Genomic DNA, 17768 nt, shown 5'->3' with positions numbered 1-17768 from the left:
CGCATCGGGCCGGACCGGGGTCAACGCGGTCCCCACGGCCCGGGCGGGGCGGGCTCGCGCCATGGCCCCGCTGGCGGCAACGCCCGATCCGCCGCCTCGGTTGGCGGCGCCTCGGCGGCCGAGGCCTCCGGCGGCAGCGCCAGCGGTCCCGGATCGTGGCCGCCGGCATAGCTCACCAGCGCGTCGATGCGCGCCTGCACCGAGGGATGGGTCGCGAACAGGTCGGCGAAGCCGGAGCGCGGATTGTCGACACACATCTCCATCACCGCGGAGGTGGCCCCGACCAGCTCGCCGCGGCTCTCGATCTTGCGCAACGCCATGATCATCGCGTCGGGGTCCTTGGTCAATTCCACCGATCCGGCGTCGGCGAGAAACTCCCGCGCCCGCGACAGCGCCAGCCGCACCAGCTGCGACAACGCCCAGGCCGCCGCGATCAGCGCGACCGCCAGGATGATCGCCACCAGCGCGCCGCCGCCCGACCGCTTGTCGTTGTTCGACGACGAGCGGCCGCCGCCGAAACGCCAGCCGGCGTTGAAGAACAGCCGGACCACCAACTCTGCGAAGAAGCCGATGACGCCCGCGATGATCACCGCGATCACCATCATCTGCACGTCGCCGTTGCGGATATGGGTGAGCTCGTGGCCGAGCACCGCCGCGATCTCGCGGTCGTCGAGCGCCTCAAGCAGGCCGGTGGTGACGGTCACGGCGTATTGCCGCCGGTTCAACCCGGTGGCGAAGGCGTTCAGCGCCGGGCTCTCCATCACCTTCAGCTGCGGCATCGGGAGGCCGCGCGAGATGCACAGGTTCTCCAACAGATTGTACAGTTTGGGCTGCTGCTGCCGGGTCACGCTGCGGCCACCGGTCAGCGCGTCGATCATGTTCTGGTGGAAGAAATACGCGATGGCGATCCACAGCGCCGCGCCGAGCGTGGCGAACGGCAGCGCCTGGATCAGATCGCGGGTCGCCGCCGCCAGATAATATTGCATCGGGTAGCCGCTGTCGCCGATCGCCTCGCCGACCAGCGCGGCGGCGAACACCAGCACATAGATCAGCAAAAATAGGCCCGCGAGCAGCAGCACCGACCGAGATCTGTTCGCGGCGATGTGGGTGTAGAGACCGTAGGCGGCCATCGCGCGCAACTCCTGGGGGCGAGGCATTTTTCGACGGCCCCCACCGTCGTCATTCCGGGGCGCGAGCAGTGCGAGCGAACCCGGAATCTTGCAGCGCCTGGCGGAGGCTGCCACCTCGCTTGCTGCAACCTCGCTTGATGCGAGATTCCGGGTTCGCTCGCGGCTTCGCTGCTTCGCGCCCCGGAATGACGGCTCTAGAATGAGTTCAGAACTTGACCTGCGGCACTTGTTCGACCTCGGCGCGGCTGGCGCCGAGGTCGAAGAACTCCTTCGGGGTGAAGCCCAGCGCGCCGGCCACCAGCGCCATCGGCATCTGCTGGATCCCCGTATTGTATTCCTGCACCGCGTTGTTGAAGAAGCGCCGGCTGGCGGCGATCTTGTTCTCGATGTCGGACAATTCCGACTGCAATTGCTGGAAGTTGGCGTTGGCCTTGAGGTCGGGATAGGCCTCTGCCAGCGCGATCAGCCGGCCGAGCGCGCCGGACAGCGTAGTCTCGGTGGCGGCGATCTGGCCCGGGCTATGCGCCGACAGTGCGGCGTTGCGTGCCGTCACCACGGCTTCGAGCGTGCCGCGCTCATGCGCGGCGTAGCCCTTCACCGTCTCGATCAGATTCGGGATCAGGTCGTGGCGCTGCTTCAATTGCACGTCGATGTCGGCGAACGCCTGGCCGATCCGCTGGCTCAGCGCCACCACCCGGTTATAGGCGCCGAGCGCGAACAGAAAGACAATGCCGAGGAAGCCGAGAACGATCCAGGTCATGGATGACAGCTCCTGAATGAGACCAAACCTGCGCCGAGATGAGTCCAAATCGCCGTCGCGGGGCAGGGGCCGCGAAAGCTGCGGCCTGCATGAGTCGGTGCTCGGTCGCGAACCGTTCAAATCAGGAATGGCTCGCAGAGTCGAGGCTTTCGATCAGACCGTGTCGCCCCAGTCGAGTTTCCTGAACCGCGCGTAGTCCGCTTTGTGGCGCCGTGGCGCCGTGGCGATGTCGAGGCCGTTCGCGGTGCACAGCTTGGCGGTGACGGCGATCTTGGTGGCGAGCGGCTGCGCCAGCAGCCGCGCCGGGCGCGGCAAAAGCGGCGCGCGGGTCAACGCGACGTAGCTGAATTTTTCGTCCTCATAGGCGAGTTCCGCGCCCTTGAGATGCTGATGCGCGCGCGAGCGCGGCAGCCGCTGGGTGAAGTGGCACCAGTCGGGTGCGACCAGTGGACACGCACCGTCGTGCGGGCAGGGCGCTGCGACCTGCGCGCCCTGCGCGATCAGCCGCGCCCGCAGCGAAAGGATGCGCGCATAGCCCGCCGGCGTGCCGGGCTCGACGATCACGAGCGTGTCGGTGGTCTTGGCCCACGCCAGATCGGCAAAGACGTTGCGCTGCGTCTCGCTCAACTCGTTGACCATGTAGCTGGCGATCAGCAAATCCGCCGGTTCCGCCTGGGCCAGCAGCGTCGCCGCGTCGCCCTGGGTGTAGCAGGTCGCGGCCAGACGCTGGCTGCCTTGCATCAGGTCGCCTGCCAGCGCGCGCAATGCGGCATTGGCGTCGAACAGCGCGAAGGTTTGCAGCGAGGCGAAGCCTTCCGCCGCCGCCCAAGTGGCGGTGCCGGGGCCGGCGCCGCAATCCAGCAGACTGCGCGGCGCGAAGTCCGGCCGCTGCGCGCTCAAGGCATCGAGGCAGGCGGTGACCGCCGCATAGGTCGCCGGCATCCGCGCCAGCGCATAAGCCAGGGCGTCGGCCTCGCTCCTGATCGCCAGCGAGCCGCCGCCTGCGCGATAGGTCTGCGACATCGCCGCAGCGCGGGTGGCGGCCTCGTTGAGCGACAGGCCGTGGGATTTGCGCGTCAGCGCAGCGGCGAGTTCGGCGGGCAGCGCGGCGGAGGTCATCGGCTGTTCACCCTCCGCTGGAGGGGGAGCGCAAGCTTCACGCCACGTTCTGATCGAGGATTTTCACCGCGGCCTCGAGCCCGACCGAGACCAGCTGCGAGACGCCGCGCTCCGCCATGGTGACGCCGAACAGCCGGTTCATCCGCGCCATGGTGATCGGGTTATGGGTGATGACGATGAAGCGGGTCTCGGTGGTCGAGGTCATCTCGTTCAACAGGTCGCAGAACCGTTCGACGTTGTGGTCGTCGAGCGGCGCGTCGACTTCGTCGAGCACGCAGATCGGCGACGGGTTGGTGAGGAACACCGCGAAGATCAGCGACAGCGCGGTCAAGGCCTGTTCGCCGCCGGACAACAGCGACAGCGTCTGCGGCTTCTTGCCGGGCGGCTTGGCGACGATCTCGAGCCCGGCTTCCAGCGGATCGTCGCTCTCGACCAGCTTCAATTCGGCCTCGCCGCCGCCGAACAGCACCACGAACAATCGCTTGAAATGGCTGTTGACGGTCTCGAACGAGGTCAGCAGCCGCTCGCGGGCTTCCTTGTTGAGGCTCTGGATGCCGGTGCGCAGCTTTTTGATCGCTTCGACCAAGTCGTCGCGCTCGGTGGCGAGCGAGCCGTGCTGGGTCTCGACCTCGCGCAATTCCTCGTCGGCGCGCAGATTGACCGCGCCGAGCCGTTCGCGGTCGCGGCGCAGCTTGTCGAGTTCGGCCTCGACCTCGTGCTGTGGCGGAAGCTGGGTGTCCGGGGTGATCTCGGCGAGCCCGCCGACCGCGTGCGGCTCGACTTCAAGCATGTCGCGGATCTCGCGCTCGATGTCGTCGAGCCGTCGCCGCGCGCCCTCCATCCGCTCCTCGGCGCGCGCCACCGCTTCGCGGGCGCTGGACAGCGCTTCCAGCGACGACTTCGCGTCGCGGTCGGTCTCGGCCATCGCGGTTTCGGCGGTGGCCAGCGCGTCGGCGGCGACGCGGCGGTCGGTTTCGGCGAATTGGATTTCGCTGATCAGCGCGCTGCGCTGCTGCGCGAACGCCGCCGGGGCGTTGTCGAGCTCGGCGCGCTCTTCGGTGAGTTCGGTGAGCCGGGATTCGATGGTGGCGATTTGCGAGGCGGCGCCCTCGCTGCGGCGCTGCCATTCGGCGCGCTCGGCGACGATCGCCTGCAGCCGCTTGTCGGCGAGTTCGGCTTCGCGCGCCAACGCACTCGCTTCGGCGCGGACCTGCGCGGCCAAGCGGCGGTGGCCTTCGATCTCGCTGCGCACCGCGGCGAGCTGCTGCTCGGTGTCGCTGGTCGGCGGCAGTTCGGCGAGCGTTTCCTCCGCGGTGTACATCGCGGCTTCGGCCTCGGCGCGGTCGGCGGCAAGCCGCGACTGCGCTTCGGTCAAGGCCGAGCGCCGCGCGGCGTGGCGGTTGATCTCGCGTTCGGTGGCGGCGTGGCGCTCGCGCGCGCCGTCGACCTCGCGCCGGGTGGCGCGCAGCGTCTCGCGCGATTCGCTCTCCATCGCGGCTGCGGCCTTCAGCGCCGCTTCGGCGATCTCCAGCGCCTCGCGCTTGGCGGCGGCTTCAATGCGCGCCTGCTCGAGATCGGCTTCGATTTCGGTCAGCCGCGCGCGCTCCGCGAGCCGCCGCGCCGCGCCGGTCGGCGCATGGGCTGCGGCGACGAAGCCGTCCCAGCGCCAGACGTCGCCGTCGCGCGACACCAGCCGCTGCCCGGTCTTCAGCTGCGCCACCAATTCGGCGCCGCGCTCTTTGGAAACCACGCCGATCTGCTTCAGCCGGCGCGCCAGTTCGGGCGGCGCGGTGACCAAGGCGGCCAGCGATTCGACGCCTTCCGGCAATTCCGGATCGCCGTCCTGCACGCCGATATCGCTCCAGCGCATCGGCGCCGAGGCATCCACCGGGGCATCGAGATCGTCGCCGAGCACGGCGCCCAGCGCCTTCTCATAGCCCTTGGCGACGTGGACGCCGTCGATGATCGGCGGCCACAGATTCTTGGATTCGCCGTTGAGGATCTTGGAAATGGTGCGGGCTTCGGTCTCCAGCCGCTGCACTTTCTTCTCGGCCTCACTGAGCGGGCCGCGCGAAGCCTCCAGCGCCTGCCGGGCGGCGACATGGCCGGATTCCGAGGCCTGCGCCAGCGCTTCGGACTCCGCCAGCGCGTCCAGCGTCGCTTCGACCGCGCCCTGCAGCGCTTCCAGATCGCCGAGGCTGCCGGTCAACTGCGTCAGCTTGGAAATCTCGGCCTCGACATTGCCGATTTCATTGTCGAGCCGGGCGAGGCGCTCGCGATGGGTGCGCACGCCGGATTCGAACTGCCGGCGCCGCGCGGTGAGATCGGCCAGCGCGGTGGTGAGTTCGGCGAATACCCGCTCGGCCGCGGCCAGCGTGGCTTCGGCCTCGGCGACGCGCTCGTCGACGCCGCTGCGCTGTTCGACCCGCGACTTGATCTCGTCCTTCAGCTCGACGTCTTCGGTAGCGAGCCGCTCCAGCGCCACCACGGCGTCGGAGGCCTGCTGCTGCTCGCGGGCGACGTCGGAGGAGAACTGCGACAGCCGGCGATCGAGTTCGGCGGCGCGCTCCTTGGCGCGGACCTCTTCGCGGTCGAGCTGTTCGCGGGCATTGGTGAGCCGCTGCAGCCCGGCGGCGGCGCGTGCTTCGGCATCGCGCAGCGCCGGCAATTCGGAAGCGCGGATCGCCTGGATGCGGGCGGCTTCGGCCTGCTCGCGGGTGCGCTCGGCGTGCTCGCGCACATTGAGATCGTGGGTCTGCGCCGCGGCCGCCACTTCGGTGTGGGCGTCGAGCCAGCGCAGGTGAAACAGCGTGGCCTCGGCCTTGCGGACTTTCGCCGCGACGTCCTTGAAGCGGATCGCCTGCCGCGCCTGCTTCTTCAGGCCTTCGACCTGCGAGGACAATTGCCCGATCACGTCCTCGACGCGGGTGAGGTTGGTTTCCGCCGCCTTCAGCCGCAATTCGGCCTCGTGGCGGCGGGCGTGCAGCCCGGCGACGCCGGCGGCGTCTTCCAGCACGCGCCGGCGCTGCTCCGGCTTAGCCTGGATGATTTCGCCGATCTTGCCTTGGTGCACCAAGGCCGGCGAGCGCGCGCCGGTGGCGGCGTCGGCGAACAGGATCTGCACGTCGCGGGCGCGGACATCGCGGCCGTTGATGCGATACACCGAGCCGGCCTCGCGCTCGATGCGGCGCGATACTTCGAGGATTTCCTGATCGTTCATCGCCGCAGGCGCAGTGCGGTCGGTGTTGTCGATCGTCATCACCACTTCGGCGTGGTTGCGCGACGGCCGGTTGCCGGAGCCTGCAAAGATCACCGCGTCCATGTCGGCCGCGCGCAGCGACTTATGCGACGTCTCGCCCATCGCCCAACGCAGCGCTTCGACCAAGTTCGATTTGCCGCAGCCGTTCGGCCCGACCACGCCGGTCAACCCCGGCTCGATCAGGAAATCGGTGGGCTCGACGAACGACTTGAAACCGTGAAGGCGAAGGCGCGTGAGTTTCATGGACACGTTGCTCTGTTGACGAAAGCGGCTGCCGCGAATCCCTGTGGCCGAACAATACCATAGAAGGGTACCGCCGTGCCGCCACCGACTCGCAATCCGCGGCTCTCAAGCGGCCGACAATGGCGAGCCGAAACCGGCAGGGCAACCGCGGAACCCGGCTTTTCCAGAGGTGATTTTGCGGCATATCGCGGAAAAAACAGGGGATTTCGTGATTTTACGAGGCGATCATCTGTAGCCCGGATGAAGCGAAGCGAAATCCGGGATCAGTCGTTCGGTTCGCCGAAGCCTTCAATGTCGGTCTTGCCGTCGCCGCCCCAATCGCAATCTAGGATACCGGCGCGGATGTATCGGTGCAGAGAGGAATATGGCCAGGCGTTCGGAGCCGCGACCAACCCGTGTTTGACTGGGTTGATGTGAATGTAGTCGGCGCAGCGTTCGAAGTCGCGATCGTCGCGGATCGTGTGCTCCCAGTACCGTCGCTGCCACAGCGCATATTCGCCACGGTGATCGCGGGGGATCGACGCTCCGGTGGCGACCACGCCGCGCGTGAAGGCGGCCTTCACCGCCTTCCAACGTCCGGGAAAATCGGAATCGTCCGCTGGTAGCGTGAAGATGGCGTGCAAGTGATCAGGAAGGATCACGATAGCGTCGATGGCAAAGGGCTTTTGATGCTTCGCTTTACGAAAGGCGTCGCGTAGCAGGTCGATATGGGTGACGAGTGCGGACGAGCGACGGTCGGCCAACGTCACCGTGAAAAAGAACGTCCCGCCGGGAAGGAAATTACGCCGATAGAGGACCATCGCGGAAAGCCTGTCGCCAGCGATCCATGACTGATTGTGATCAGCAGCCTATCTCTGTAGCCCGGATGAAGCGAAGCGAAATCCGGGAGCAAATAGCGCTCACCTCTCGACAAGATATCACGCCGGCGACGCCGGCGTGGAGATGCTGTCCCGGATTTCGCTTCGCTTCATCCGGGCTACAGCGTCGACCCCATTGACAATTTCCCGATAAAGATTATATTCCTAGATGTCCTGTCCGTGAGGGGCGCTTTCGCGAGGCGTCAAGATTGCGGGACAGAGCGAGAAGTGGGGCAACCCACGGATCGCTACCGAAAGGGAGCTTGCTCCCGATCGGTCGACGCGGCGTCCCGCGCTGGTGCCTCGCAAGCACCACCCGGGAGGCCCCAGGCCACCGTCCGGGCCCACTACGAGGCTCTGCCACTTGCTGGTTGGCTGGACGCGGGACAGGTGAACGGCGAGAGATCGCCGGAATCGGCGGTGCGGAGTGCATCGCGCCTGTCCCCGGAAGCACGGTCCCGGGGCCCAGAATCGCCGCAGGACGGCGCGCCGCAAGGCGACGCGCGGTCTTTTGCGGCTGGCCTTGCGAGGCAAGCCGCAGACCGCGAAACTCCACCCCCGCGCCATGCGGCGCGCCTCCCCCCTCATCGGTTCGAGGGGGCTCTTGCAAAGCTCGGGCGCATCGCGCCGCGAGATCGCGAGCGCACATCCAGAGCTTCTTGATCGTGGCTGTTTGACATTTTGCACGCATCGGCGGGCGATCGCCGCCCATTTCAGCGTCATCCTGAGGAGCCCGGCAAAGCGCGCAGCGCACAGCCGGGCGTCTCGAAGGATGGCCGCGGGCGTGGCGCTGCCACAGAGCGGGGCAACCGCATCGTCGCGGCGCCGCATCCTTCGAGGCCCTCGCTGCGCTCGGGCACCTCAGGATGACGACTTTGGGCTTGGATCTGGGCTTGGATCATCAGCACCGCAATCAGCGTCATCCTGAGGAGCCCGGCGCAGCGCGGAGCGCGAAGCCGGGCGTCTCGAAGGATGGCCGCGGGCGTGGCGCAGCCACAGGCCGGGGCAACCGCATCGATGCGGAGCCGCATCCTTCGAGGCCCTCGCTGCGCTCGGGCACCTCAGGATGACGACTTTGGGCTTGGATCTGGGCTTGGATCATCAGCAACCCAATCAGCGTCATCCTGAGGAGCCCGGCGAAGCGCGCAGCGCGACGCCGGGCGTCTCGAAGGATGGCCGCGGGCGTAGCGCAGCCCCAGAGCCCGGAGGCCGCATCGATGCGCAGCCGCATCCTTCGAGGCCCTCGCTGCGCTCGGGCGCCTCAGGATGACGACGTTCCCGTGGTAGAACGCACGGGCGCCGCAGGCCGCGATTGGCGTGCGTCTCAGCTCTTCAACAGCGCCTTGATCTTCTTGCCGAACTCTTCGAACGACGCCTCGCCCCTCAGCATCTCGCCGTTGATGAAGAAGGTCGGCGTCGAATTCACCTTCAGCACCTCGTTGGCGAATTTCTGGTCGGCGGCAATCTTGTCCAACAGCGCCTGGTCCTTCAGGCAGGCTTCCACGGCGTCGCCGCTAAGGCCGGCCTGCTTGCCGATCCGCTTCAAGGTTTCGGTGGTGTTCTTCAGCACCCAGTCGGTCTGCTGCTTGAACAACATGTCGTTGACGGCGAAGTATTTGCCGGCGTCGTCCTTGGCGATGCAGCGCGCCAGCATCGAGCCGGCGGCGGCCTTGATGTCGAGCGGGAATTCGCGGAACACGTATTTGACCTTGCTGGTGTCGATGTATTCCGCCTTCAATTTCGGAAACACCGTCTCGTTGAAATTGGCGCAGTGCGAGCAGGTCATCGAGGCGTATTCGATGATGGTGACCGGGGCGTTCGGGGCGCCGAGCGCCATGTCCGGCAGCGCGCCCGGCTTGGCGACGTCGGCGGCGGACGGCGCGTCCTGCGCGAACGCCTCGCCGATCAGGCGCAGCGGCGAAAATCCAGCCAGGGCGGCAAGCCCGGTCAGCGACAGGGCGGCGGTGAAGGCGCGGCGGGTGATGATCACGTCAAAACTCTCCCAATTCGGCGGGGCACGCCGCACAGAACCGTTGTTCGCTAGCTTGAAACGCCAATTGTGGCAATGGTGGGCTGTGTGACGGATGATCGCCGCGAACTCACCTTCGCTTGATCGAGGCGCCGAGCCGGGCCAGCGCGCTGCGCAGCTCCTCGTCCTCCACCGAGCCCAAGGTCTGCGCCAAGGCGGCGACCGCTTCGGGATCGGGGCCCGGCGGCGGTTTCGGCTTGCGCCGCCGCGACAGCGGCGCCTGCCGCAGCGCCAGTTTGGCGACCGCATTCCACCCGAAAAACCGGTTGACCCGCTGCAGGATGACGTCGGAGGCGTGCTGGATTTCCAACGCCATCGGGCCTTCGACCCGCAGGATCAGCGTCGCCGGTTGGGTCTGTTGTCCCTCGACCGGGCGCGGCCACTGGATCCTGATCGGCTCGGCGAATTCGGCGACCTCGGGGCCGGCGATCTCGGCCCAGCGCGCCACCAATTCGCGCGAGGCAAAGCCCTGCCGCGCGAAGGCGTCGGAAAACACCCCGCCGAGCAGGACGGACAACGGCTTGGCGGAACTTCGGCCGGGCTTGAGCATGGCGCGTTATAGCATTGGTTGGGGGAGAGCGGCAGCGCGATCACGCCGCCCGCGGCTGAATCGCCTTGAGGTCGCGGCCGATCTGCCGGCGGCGCTGCATCAGGTCGTAATCCATCTGCAGGCCAAGAAAAAACCCCTCAGACAGCCCGAAATAGCGCGCCAGCCGCAGATCGGTATCGGCCGTGATGTCCCGCTTGCCGAGCACGATCTCGTTGATTCGGCGGGGCGCCACATGGACGGCACGGGCCAGCGCGTTCTGGCTGAGACCCATCGGCTTCAAAAATTCCTCGAGCAAGATCTCGCCGGGATGCGGGTTGGGGATCAGCCCGCGCCTAGCCGTGGTAGTCGACGATTTCGACATTGATCGGGCCTCTGTCGTCCCACACAAAACAAATCCGCCATTGGTCGTTGATGCGGATCGAATGCTGACCCTGCCGGTCCGCCCGCAACGCCTCGAGCCGATTGCCAGGCGGCACCCGCAGATCACCCAGCACACGGGCCTGATTGAGAAGACGGAGTTTTCTCAAGGCCACACCCTGGATGTCCGACGGCAGCTTGCGGCTGCGTCGGCCCGACCAGATCAGTTCGGTTTCCGGATCGGCGAAACTTACAATCATATTATAACGCGGCGCGTTACGGCCGGCAATCTGCGGACTGGCGCCGGCGCGAATCCGATCCTAGATTGCGGCGTGCCCGTATCGCCAGCCAGACAAAAAGCCCGCCGCCAGGCTGCCCCGGGCTCTGCTTATCCCCGGCTGCTGCTGGCCTGGTACGATCGGCATCGCCGCGCGCTGCCGTGGCGGGCGCTGCCGGGGCAGGCCGCCGACCCCTACCGGGTCTGGCTCAGCGAAATCATGCTGCAGCAGACCACGGTGAAAGCGGTCGGGCCGTATTTCGAGAAATTTCTGGCGCGCTGGCCGAATGTTGCGGCACTTGGCCGCGCCAGCCAGGACGACGTGCTGCGGATGTGGGCCGGGCTCGGCTATTATTCGCGGGCGCGCAATCTTTTCGCCTGCGCGGTGGCGGTTTCGCGCGACCATGGCGGCGCCTTCCCCGACACCGAGGCCGGCCTGCGGGCGCTGCCGGGGATCGGGCCCTACACCGCTGCGGCGATCGCGGCGATCGCGTTCGGCCGTCATTGCATGCCGGTCGACGGCAATATCGAGCGGGTGGTGTCGCGGCTGTTCGCGGTCGAAGACGCGCTGCCGCAGGCCAAGCCGAAGATTTCGGAGTTAGCGCTGACGCTGGCGGGCGAAGCGCGCGCCGGAGACTCGGCGCAGGCCCTGATGGATCTCGGCGCCACCATCTGCACGCCGAAAAAGCCGGCCTGTGCGCTGTGCCCTTTAAACGAAGATTGCGTCGCCCGCAGCCGCGGCGATCAGGAGACGTTTCCGCGCAAGGCTGCCAAGACCACCGGCAAACTGCGGCGCGGCGCCGCCTTCGTGGTGAGGCGCGGCGACGAGCTTCTGGTGCGCAGCCGGGCGGAAAAAGGCCTGCTCGGCGGCATGACCGAAGTGCCGGGCTCCGACTGGATCGCCGACCAGGACGACACTATCGCGCGACAACAGGCGCCGGCGCTGCCGGGCGTGGCGCGCTGGCAGCGCAAGCCGGGCGTGGTCAATCACGTCTTCACGCATTTTCCGCTGGAACTCGTGGTCTACACCGCAACCATGCCGGCGCGTAGCCGAGCGCCGATCGGCATGCGCTGGGTCAAGATCGCGACCTTGCAGCACGAGGCGTTGCCGAACGTGATGCGCAAGGTGATCGCGCACGGGCTCGGTGACGGCAAACCGATCAGACGCTGATGTCGGTGATGAAGCCGGTCTTCTTTTCGGTCTGGTTCTCGGCGGCTTCCTTGATCTTCTCTTTGATCTTGTCCTCGATCGCCTCGCGGTCTTTCGGCGACATGGTCTTCAAGTCGTCCTCGGTGACGCCGATGCTTTTGAGCAACGAATCGCGCAGCTTCTCGGCCGGCGTCATATTGGCGTAGGCGAGAAACTTCTCTTCCACCGTCTGCGGTTTCAACGCGTCGAGCAGCGGTTTGGTATCAAGCGGTTTGTTCGACAGCGGTGACGACGATGAGGATGTGAAAGCGATAGGACTGATGAAGCCGGACATCGGACTCTCCCGACGGGTTGCGTCGCGGAGAGTCACGCAAGAAACGGACCAACACAAAACGTCATTGATTGCAATGATTTGCAACATCACGCAGGCGTCGCACCGCGTCCTGCCGGCAGTTATTGCCGGCAGTTCTTGACCAGTCGTGAACAGATTTGCCGCTAGCTCGCGGCCATCTCGCTGCGGATTTCGGCGCGCAATTCGTCGATCAGCCGCAGACCCTTGTGGGTTTCGACGTGCCAGAAGGTCCAGCCGTTGCAGGCTTCCGAGCCTTGCGCCACCGCGCCCATGCGGTGGATCGAGCCGACCTTGTCGCCGAGCATGATGGCGCCGTCGGCGCGCACCAAAGCGCCGTGGCGCTTCTTGGAATCCACCAGCTTGGTGCCGGGCGAAATGATGCCGCGTTCGATCAGTTCGGAGAACGCCACCCGCGGCGCGCTGCGCGCGGTCATGAACGGCGCCAGCGTCGCATCGGGCAACGGCTCGATGGCGTCGATCCGCGCGCGGGCGGCGGCCGCATAGTCATGGTCGCGTTCGAAGCCGATGTAGTGGCGGCCTAATCGCTTGGCGACCGCGCCGGTGGTGCCGGTGCCGTTGAACGGATCGAGCACCAGGTCGCCGGGCTTCGACGACGACAATAGCACGCGGGCGAGCAGGCCCTCCGGCTTCTGCGTCGGGTGAATCTTCTTGCCGTCGGCGCCCTTCAGGCGTTCCTCGCCGGTGCACAGCGGGATCAGCCAGTCGGAGCGCGCCTGGACGTCTTCGTTGGCGGCCTTCAGCGCTTCGTAGTTGAAGGTGTAGCCCTTGGAATTCTCGTCGCGCGCTGCCCAGATCATGGTCTCGTGCGCGTTGGTGAATCTGCGGCCGCGGAAATTCGGCATCGGATTGGTCTTGCGCCAGACGATGTCGTTGAGCACCCAGAAGCCTAAGTCCTGCATGATGGTGCCGACGCGGAAGATGTTGTGATAGGAGCCGATCACCCACAGCGTCGCCGTCGGCTTCATGATCCGGCGGCAGGCCAATAGCCAGGCGCGGGTGAAGTTGTCGTAGGCGGCGAAGGAATCGAACTTGTCCCAGTCGTCGGTAACGGCGTCGACATGGGATTCGTCAGGGCGTTTGAGATCGCCCTTCAATTGCAGATTGTACGGCGGATCGGCGAACACCAGATCGACCGAACCGGCTGCCATCTTTGACATCTCGGCGACGCAATCGCCGATGACGATTTGCGAACTCGGATGAGACTCGAATTTGGTGCGGGGCGCCCTTGCAGACGCCCCGCGACGCGACACAACCATGACTCAATTACTCTGACTCAGGCGACGCTGTCGGCGACGCGGGACTAAACAACCGACTGACCGTACATTGCCGCGTCGAGGTAAACAGCGGGTTAGCGAACTGCGGAAGATGAGCGCTTCTTGCTAGGCAATATTTGCCCGGCGGGTTAATGCTAACCGGATGGAAATATTGGCCGCGCGGCGCGTTACGCCTGCGCGCCGGAGCGCCGCGCAGACACCGATGCCGACACACCCCAATGCCATGAAGGAAAAGCCAGATGCGTTACGATGATTTCCGTCGCAGCGACAATATCGACGACCGCCGCGACGACGAAGGTGGCGGCGGCGGTGGCGGTGGTTTCCAAATGGGCGGCGGCGGGCTTGGCATCGGCGCCATCGTGGTGCTCGGCCTGATCGGCTGGGCCACCGGTATCGATCCGCGGATCCTGATCAGCGGCGCCGAGGTTCTGACCAACGGCCGTGAATCGTCGGGCTACGAAAGCGAGCGTCGTCCGGGACCGCGCAAGGAGGGCGCTCCGACCGACGAGATGGGCAGCATGATCTCCGGCGTGCTCGGCGAGATCGACGACCGCTGGACCGAAATCTTCCGCGACAGCAACCAGAAATATGTCGGCCCGCGAATCGTGTTGTTCAAGGGCCGCACCAATGGCGGTCGCTGCGGCATGGCGCAGGCGGCGATGGGGCCGTTCTATTGTCCGCCGGACAAGCAGATCTATCTCGACACCGGATTCTTCAAGCAGGTCGAAACGCGTTTCCGCGGCTGCTCCGGCAGCGCCTGCAAATTTACCGCGGCCTACATCATCGCCCACGAGGCCGGCCACCACGTGCAGAACCTGCTCGGCATCCTGCCGCGGGTGACGCGCTTGCAGCAGCAGTCCGGCGACAAGGCCGAGTCCAACGCGCTGCAGGTCAAGGTCGAGTTGCAGGCCGATTGCCTGTCCGGCGTCTGGGTCAATCGCGAAGCCAAGAAGCGGCCGAACTTCCTCGAAGACGGCGACATCGACGCCGCGCTGAAGACCGCCACCGCGATCGGCGACGATACGTTGCAACGCAACGCCGGAAGGGAAGTGGTGCCGGACTCCTTCACCCACGGCTCGGCCGAACAGCGCAAGCGCTGGTTCATGACCGGCTATCAGCAGGGCACGGTCGCGGCCTGCAATACGTTTGGCGCAGAGCGGCTTTAGGTCGGGGCGTGTGTTGCCGTCGTCCTAGATCGTCGTCGGTTGATGATGCGCGAAGCTGACTGCCCCGATCATCAGGCACGTCGCCTAACACGTCATGGCCGGGCTCGTCCCGGCCATCCACGCCTACACGTCATGTCGTGCCTGTTTCCGTGGATGGCCGCGACAAGCGCGGCCATGACGCGGAGAGGCCAATGCTCGCCGAAACACCCCGTGCGCAGCAGCGTGAAGGACTGCACCGAGTGAGGGCGCGCGCCCGAGGGGTGCGGTCCGGCGGGACGCTGCGCGGCGCACCGCGGCTAAAGCTGCAGCTCCCAGGTCTCGCCGATCAGATCCTGGCCGAAGCTGCGATGCGGCTTGGTCTCGACCAGTTCAAAGCCAGCCTGCTGATAGATATTTCGCGCGGCGGTGAGATTGCTCTGGGTCCACAGCGAGATGGTGCGATAGCCGCAGTGCCGGGCAAAGCCTGTCGCCTCGTCGACCAGCCGCTGGCCGAGATGCTGGCCGCGGCCTTGCGGCGTCACCAGCAACAGCCGCAGCTTGGCGACGGCGTCGCTGTCGCGCACCAGCAACACCGAGCCGACCGGCTCGCCGTCCAGCTCGGCGATCCAGCAGCGTTCGCGCGCAGCATCATAGGACGCGAGAAACTTGCCGGCGATCTCGGCGACCAGCGCCTCGAACGAGGCGTCGAAGCCGTAGTCGGCGGCATACAGCGTGGCGTGGCTTTGCACCACGAAGCCGATGTCGCCGGGTCGCGGGCCGCGCAGCGTCGCGAGCGGCGACGTGGCGGCGGGCTGCAGCAGCCGTTCGATGCTTTGCATCGCCGCGACAAGCCGCTCCGCCGCGCCGCGCGGCAGTTGCGCCAGCAGTGCTGCGACCTCGGCCTGGGAGGCGCGGTCGAGCTTGGCGAAGGCGGCGCGGCCCTTGGCGGTCAGCGCCAGCCGGTGTTGCCGCTTGTCGGTCGGCAAGGCGGCGCGACTGATCAGGCCGTTGTGGTGGAAATTCTGAATGATGCGGCTGAGATAGCCGGCATCGAGCCCGAGTTCGGCGCCGATCTGCTTGGCCGCGACGTCGTCGCGCTGCGCCAGTTCGTACAGCACCCGCGCTTCGGCCAGCGAGTACGGGCTCTGCAGCAGGTGCTGGTCGAGCACCCCGAGTTTGCGGGTATAGAAGCGGTTGAAGGCCCGCACCGCAGCGACCTCAGGGTCGGAAACCGCGTCCCTCATCGTGCCCACTCCAGACTTGCTATCGTCAAATGATTATTTGACGGAGGCAAGTATCTTTCGCGTGAGCTTCAGACCAGGACGATGCTGCTGCGCAGCTGGGTGCGGCAGGAGCGGCCGAGCTGCCGCAGCAGCTTGGCCTCGGAGCGGCGGACGTCGTAGCCGCCGAGCCGGTCGTAATGATCGCGGGCGATCAACAGCCCTTGGTCGGCCAACGGTCCGGTGATGGCGCGGGCCAAGGCATTCAATCCATCGCGCCAACTGCGCTCCGCATAGGGCGAGCGGGCGTAGCGAAAGATCCCGGCGCGCGGACGGCCGCTGTCCGAGACCCGCTGGATGAACTGCGCGGTCTCGTCGATCCAGCCGGCGTCGAGCACCGCTCCGGCGTGCAGGAACATCAGCCACGGCGAGCGCGTCTGCCGGGCGCCGGCGGCGAGTGCTGCGGCGCGCGAGCCTTCGAAGGCCAGGAAATGGCAGCCCGCGACATCGGCGACCCGCTCGATCACGTCGGAGCCGCCACGATCGACCAGCATCACCTCGCTCACCACGCCGGCGGCGGCGCCGGGCACCAGCGCGGCCAACGTGGCGACCGCGGTGCGCTCGATGCCGTCGGTAGGAATGATGACGCTGAGCATTTGGGCGGATGTGACCTTTCGATGAAAAACGCCGCATCGTTAGCACCTTGCCGCAACGAAATCAGCCGGAATCCGTTGCGATGGCATCAGCAGAAGGTCGGCGGGCGGCGGCCCGGGCGATCGCGATTAATGTTCTTGCTTTGTTCTTTTTCAATGTTATCTTGGTGGCATGAGAAGCACATCAACTGCCCTCAAGCACCCGCCGGTCCCGGCGCCCCCCACCGAACCGGCGGGTGCGACCACGCCATTTCCGCAGCTGGAGGTCGCCATCGACCGGCAGCGGCGGCGCGGCCGCGGCGCGCAGTCCAACGACAGCGGCCGCTTCGAAGCCGAAGCCCGGGTGGCGTTCGACGACGGCTGGCAGTCGCTCGACGAGTTGCCGCCGTTCAAGACCACGGTCGGCCTCGACACCGCGCGCAAAGTCATCACCCGCAACGATTCGCCCGATATCGGCTTCGATCGCTCGATCAATCCTTATCGCGGCTGCGAACACGGCTGCGTCTATTGTTTCGCGCGGCCGACCCACGCTTTTCTCGGGCTGTCGCCGGGGCTGGACTTCGAATCCAAACTGTTCGCCAAGCCGGACGCCCCGGCGCTGCTGGAGAAGGAGCTGGCGGCTCCCGACTACGAGCCGAAGATGATCGCGATCGGCACCAACACCGATCCGTATCAGCCGATCGAGCGCGACAGCAAGATCATGCGGGGCATTCTGGAAGTGCTGGAGCGCGCCTCGCATCCGGTCGGCATCGTCACCAAATCGGCGCTGGTCACCCGCGACATCGATATTCTGTCGCGAATGGCCAAGCGCAACCTCGCCAAGGTGGCGCTGTCGGTGACCACGCTCGATCCCAAGCTCGCCCGCTCGATGGAGCCGCGCGCGTCGACCCCGGCCAACCGGCTGGAGGCGCTGCGGCAATTATCCGACGCCGGGATTCCGACCACGGTGATGGTGGCGCCGGTGATTCCGGCTTTGAACGACATGGAGATCGAGCGGATTCTCGACGCCGCGGCCCATGCCGGGGTCAAGGAGGCGAGCTACGTGCTGCTGCGGCTGCCGCTCGAGGTGCGCGACCTGTTCCGGGAATGGCTGATGGCGAATTATCCCGACCGCTACCGTCACGTCTTCACCCTGATCCGCGACATGCGCGGCGGCCGCGATTACGATTCGCAATGGGGCACAAGGATGAAGGGCACCGGGCCGATCGCCTGGATGATCGGCCGCCGGTTCGAGATCGCCTGCGCCAAACTCGGCCTCAACAAGAAACGGGTGAAGCTGACCACCGACCATTTCGCCCGACCCAACCGCGCTGGACAGCAGCTGAGCTTGTTTTGAGAGGGATGTTTTGAGGGAGATGTTTTGAGAGGGATG

At 66.4% G+C, this 17768-nt stretch carries 16 protein-coding genes; 3 read left to right on the top strand and 13 right to left on the bottom strand.

The window, feature by feature from the left end; translation table 11 throughout:
- Positions 1–20 precede the first annotated feature (20 nt).
- The 9 genes from RPC_RS21915 to RPC_RS21870 all read right to left on the bottom strand — a co-directional run bounded on the left by RPC_RS21915 (position 21) and on the right by RPC_RS21870 (position 10564).
- The gene (locus tag RPC_RS21915) at positions 21–1130 is read right to left on the bottom strand and encodes a M48 family metallopeptidase (RefSeq protein WP_041802198.1); all 1110 of its coding nucleotides are present in this window, start codon (positions 1128–1130) and stop codon (positions 21–23) included.
- Positions 1131–1335: 205 nt separating this feature from the next.
- Positions 1336–1890, bottom strand: coding sequence for a LemA family protein (locus RPC_RS21910; RefSeq protein ID WP_011474780.1), 555 nt, complete (start codon positions 1888–1890; stop codon positions 1336–1338).
- A 153-nt stretch (positions 1891–2043) separates the two neighbouring features.
- Positions 2044–3009 (bottom strand): small ribosomal subunit Rsm22 family protein, encoded by a 966-nt coding sequence (locus RPC_RS21905; protein ID WP_011474779.1) that lies wholly within the window; start codon positions 3007–3009, stop codon positions 2044–2046.
- 37 nt (positions 3010–3046) lie between these two features.
- Positions 3047–6511, bottom strand: coding sequence for a chromosome segregation protein SMC (gene smc / locus RPC_RS21900; protein WP_011474778.1), 3465 nt, complete (start codon positions 6509–6511; stop codon positions 3047–3049).
- 263 nt (positions 6512–6774) lie between these two features.
- Positions 6775–7311, bottom strand: a complete 537-nt coding sequence (locus RPC_RS21895) for an REP-associated tyrosine transposase (RefSeq protein WP_011474777.1) — start codon at positions 7309–7311, stop codon at positions 6775–6777.
- Positions 7312–8692: 1381 nt separating this feature from the next.
- The gene (locus tag RPC_RS21885) at positions 8693–9358 is read right to left on the bottom strand and encodes a DsbA family protein (RefSeq protein WP_041802196.1); all 666 of its coding nucleotides are present in this window, start codon (positions 9356–9358) and stop codon (positions 8693–8695) included.
- A 109-nt stretch (positions 9359–9467) separates the two neighbouring features.
- Positions 9468–9947, bottom strand: coding sequence for a DUF721 domain-containing protein (locus RPC_RS21880; protein ID WP_011474775.1), 480 nt, complete (start codon positions 9945–9947; stop codon positions 9468–9470).
- Between the two features lie 40 nt (positions 9948–9987).
- The gene (locus RPC_RS21875; RefSeq protein ID WP_011474774.1) at positions 9988–10308 is read right to left on the bottom strand and encodes a HigA family addiction module antitoxin; all 321 of its coding nucleotides are present in this window, start codon (positions 10306–10308) and stop codon (positions 9988–9990) included.
- Complete coding sequence (locus RPC_RS21870) at positions 10280–10564, bottom strand: type II toxin-antitoxin system RelE/ParE family toxin (RefSeq protein WP_011474773.1); 285 nt, start codon at positions 10562–10564, stop codon at positions 10280–10282. Before RPC_RS21870 ends, RPC_RS21875 begins: the two co-directional genes overlap by 29 nt.
- A gap of 72 nt (positions 10565–10636) precedes the next feature.
- On the opposite strand from RPC_RS21870, the gene mutY reads away from it, so the two are divergent.
- Positions 10637–11752: an A/G-specific adenine glycosylase gene (gene mutY / locus RPC_RS21865; RefSeq protein WP_011474772.1), complete on the top strand. Its 1116-nt coding sequence runs from the start codon at positions 10637–10639 to the stop codon at positions 11750–11752.
- Here mutY and RPC_RS21860 read toward each other — a convergent pair.
- Together RPC_RS21860 and RPC_RS21855 are read right to left on the bottom strand one after the other, a co-directional pair.
- Complete coding sequence (locus tag RPC_RS21860; RefSeq protein ID WP_011474771.1) at positions 11742–12065, bottom strand: hypothetical protein; 324 nt, start codon at positions 12063–12065, stop codon at positions 11742–11744. The two genes, mutY and RPC_RS21860, sit on opposite strands and share 11 nt — an antisense overlap.
- Positions 12066–12226: 161 nt before the next feature.
- A complete protein-coding gene (locus RPC_RS21855; protein WP_011474770.1) occupies positions 12227–13360 on the bottom strand; it encodes a site-specific DNA-methyltransferase in 1134 nt (377 codons plus the stop codon).
- Between the two features lie 257 nt (positions 13361–13617).
- Between RPC_RS21855 and RPC_RS21850 the strand changes: the two genes are divergently transcribed.
- Positions 13618–14544, top strand: coding sequence for a KPN_02809 family neutral zinc metallopeptidase (locus tag RPC_RS21850; protein ID WP_011474769.1), 927 nt, complete (start codon positions 13618–13620; stop codon positions 14542–14544).
- 296 nt (positions 14545–14840) lie between these two features.
- Here the strand turns inward: RPC_RS21850 and RPC_RS21845 are convergent, their stop codons facing one another.
- Positions 14841–15767, bottom strand: a complete 927-nt coding sequence (locus RPC_RS21845; RefSeq protein WP_011474768.1) for a bifunctional helix-turn-helix transcriptional regulator/GNAT family N-acetyltransferase — start codon at positions 15765–15767, stop codon at positions 14841–14843.
- 68 nt (positions 15768–15835) lie between these two features.
- On the bottom strand, positions 15836–16399 hold the full coding sequence (locus tag RPC_RS21840; protein ID WP_011474767.1) for a glycosyl transferase: 564 nt from the start codon (positions 16397–16399) through the stop codon (positions 15836–15838).
- 169 nt (positions 16400–16568) lie between these two features.
- On the opposite strand from RPC_RS21840, the gene RPC_RS21835 reads away from it, so the two are divergent.
- A complete protein-coding gene (locus RPC_RS21835) occupies positions 16569–17732 on the top strand; it encodes a PA0069 family radical SAM protein (protein WP_011474766.1) in 1164 nt (387 codons plus the stop codon).
- The last annotated feature ends 36 nt before the right edge of the window (positions 17733–17768 follow it).

The sequence above is a fragment of the Rhodopseudomonas palustris BisB18 genome, assembly GCF_000013745.1.
Taxonomy (GTDB): Bacteria; Pseudomonadota; Alphaproteobacteria; order Rhizobiales; family Xanthobacteraceae; genus Rhodopseudomonas_A; species Rhodopseudomonas_A palustris_F.
The sequence above is the reverse complement of the archived record's forward strand: the minus strand, read 5'-3'. Positions and strand labels throughout refer to the sequence as shown.

What these genes read in the sequence shown, in the direction of transcription:
- RPC_RS21915 (WP_041802198.1), bottom strand. Translation starts at nt 1,130, where the DNA reads ATGGCCGCCTACGGTCTCTACACCCACATCGCCGCGAACAGATCTCGG.
- RPC_RS21910 (WP_011474780.1), bottom strand. Translation starts at nt 1,890, where the DNA reads ATGACCTGGATCGTTCTCGGCTTCCTCGGCATTGTCTTTCTGTTCGCG.
- RPC_RS21905 (WP_011474779.1), bottom strand. Translation starts at nt 3,009, where the DNA reads ATGACCTCCGCCGCGCTGCCCGCCGAACTCGCCGCTGCGCTGACGCGC.
- smc (WP_011474778.1), bottom strand. Translation starts at nt 6,511, where the DNA reads ATGAAACTCACGCGCCTTCGCCTTCACGGTTTCAAGTCGTTCGTCGAG.
- RPC_RS21895 (WP_011474777.1), bottom strand. Translation starts at nt 7,311, where the DNA reads ATGGTCCTCTATCGGCGTAATTTCCTTCCCGGCGGGACGTTCTTTTTC.
- RPC_RS21880 (WP_011474775.1), bottom strand. Translation starts at nt 9,947, where the DNA reads ATGCTCAAGCCCGGCCGAAGTTCCGCCAAGCCGTTGTCCGTCCTGCTC.
- RPC_RS21875 (WP_011474774.1), bottom strand. Translation starts at nt 10,308, where the DNA reads ATGTCGAAATCGTCGACTACCACGGCTAGGCGCGGGCTGATCCCCAAC.
- RPC_RS21870 (WP_011474773.1), bottom strand. Translation starts at nt 10,564, where the DNA reads ATGATTGTAAGTTTCGCCGATCCGGAAACCGAACTGATCTGGTCGGGC.
- RPC_RS21860 (WP_011474771.1), bottom strand. Translation starts at nt 12,065, where the DNA reads ATGTCCGGCTTCATCAGTCCTATCGCTTTCACATCCTCATCGTCGTCA.
- RPC_RS21855 (WP_011474770.1), bottom strand. Translation starts at nt 13,360, where the DNA reads ATGGTTGTGTCGCGTCGCGGGGCGTCTGCAAGGGCGCCCCGCACCAAA.
- RPC_RS21850 (WP_011474769.1), top strand. Translation starts at nt 13,618, where the DNA reads ATGCGTTACGATGATTTCCGTCGCAGCGACAATATCGACGACCGCCGC.
- RPC_RS21845 (WP_011474768.1), bottom strand. Translation starts at nt 15,767, where the DNA reads ATGAGGGACGCGGTTTCCGACCCTGAGGTCGCTGCGGTGCGGGCCTTC.
- RPC_RS21840 (WP_011474767.1), bottom strand. Translation starts at nt 16,399, where the DNA reads ATGCTCAGCGTCATCATTCCTACCGACGGCATCGAGCGCACCGCGGTC.
- RPC_RS21835 (WP_011474766.1), top strand. Translation starts at nt 16,569, where the DNA reads ATGAGAAGCACATCAACTGCCCTCAAGCACCCGCCGGTCCCGGCGCCC.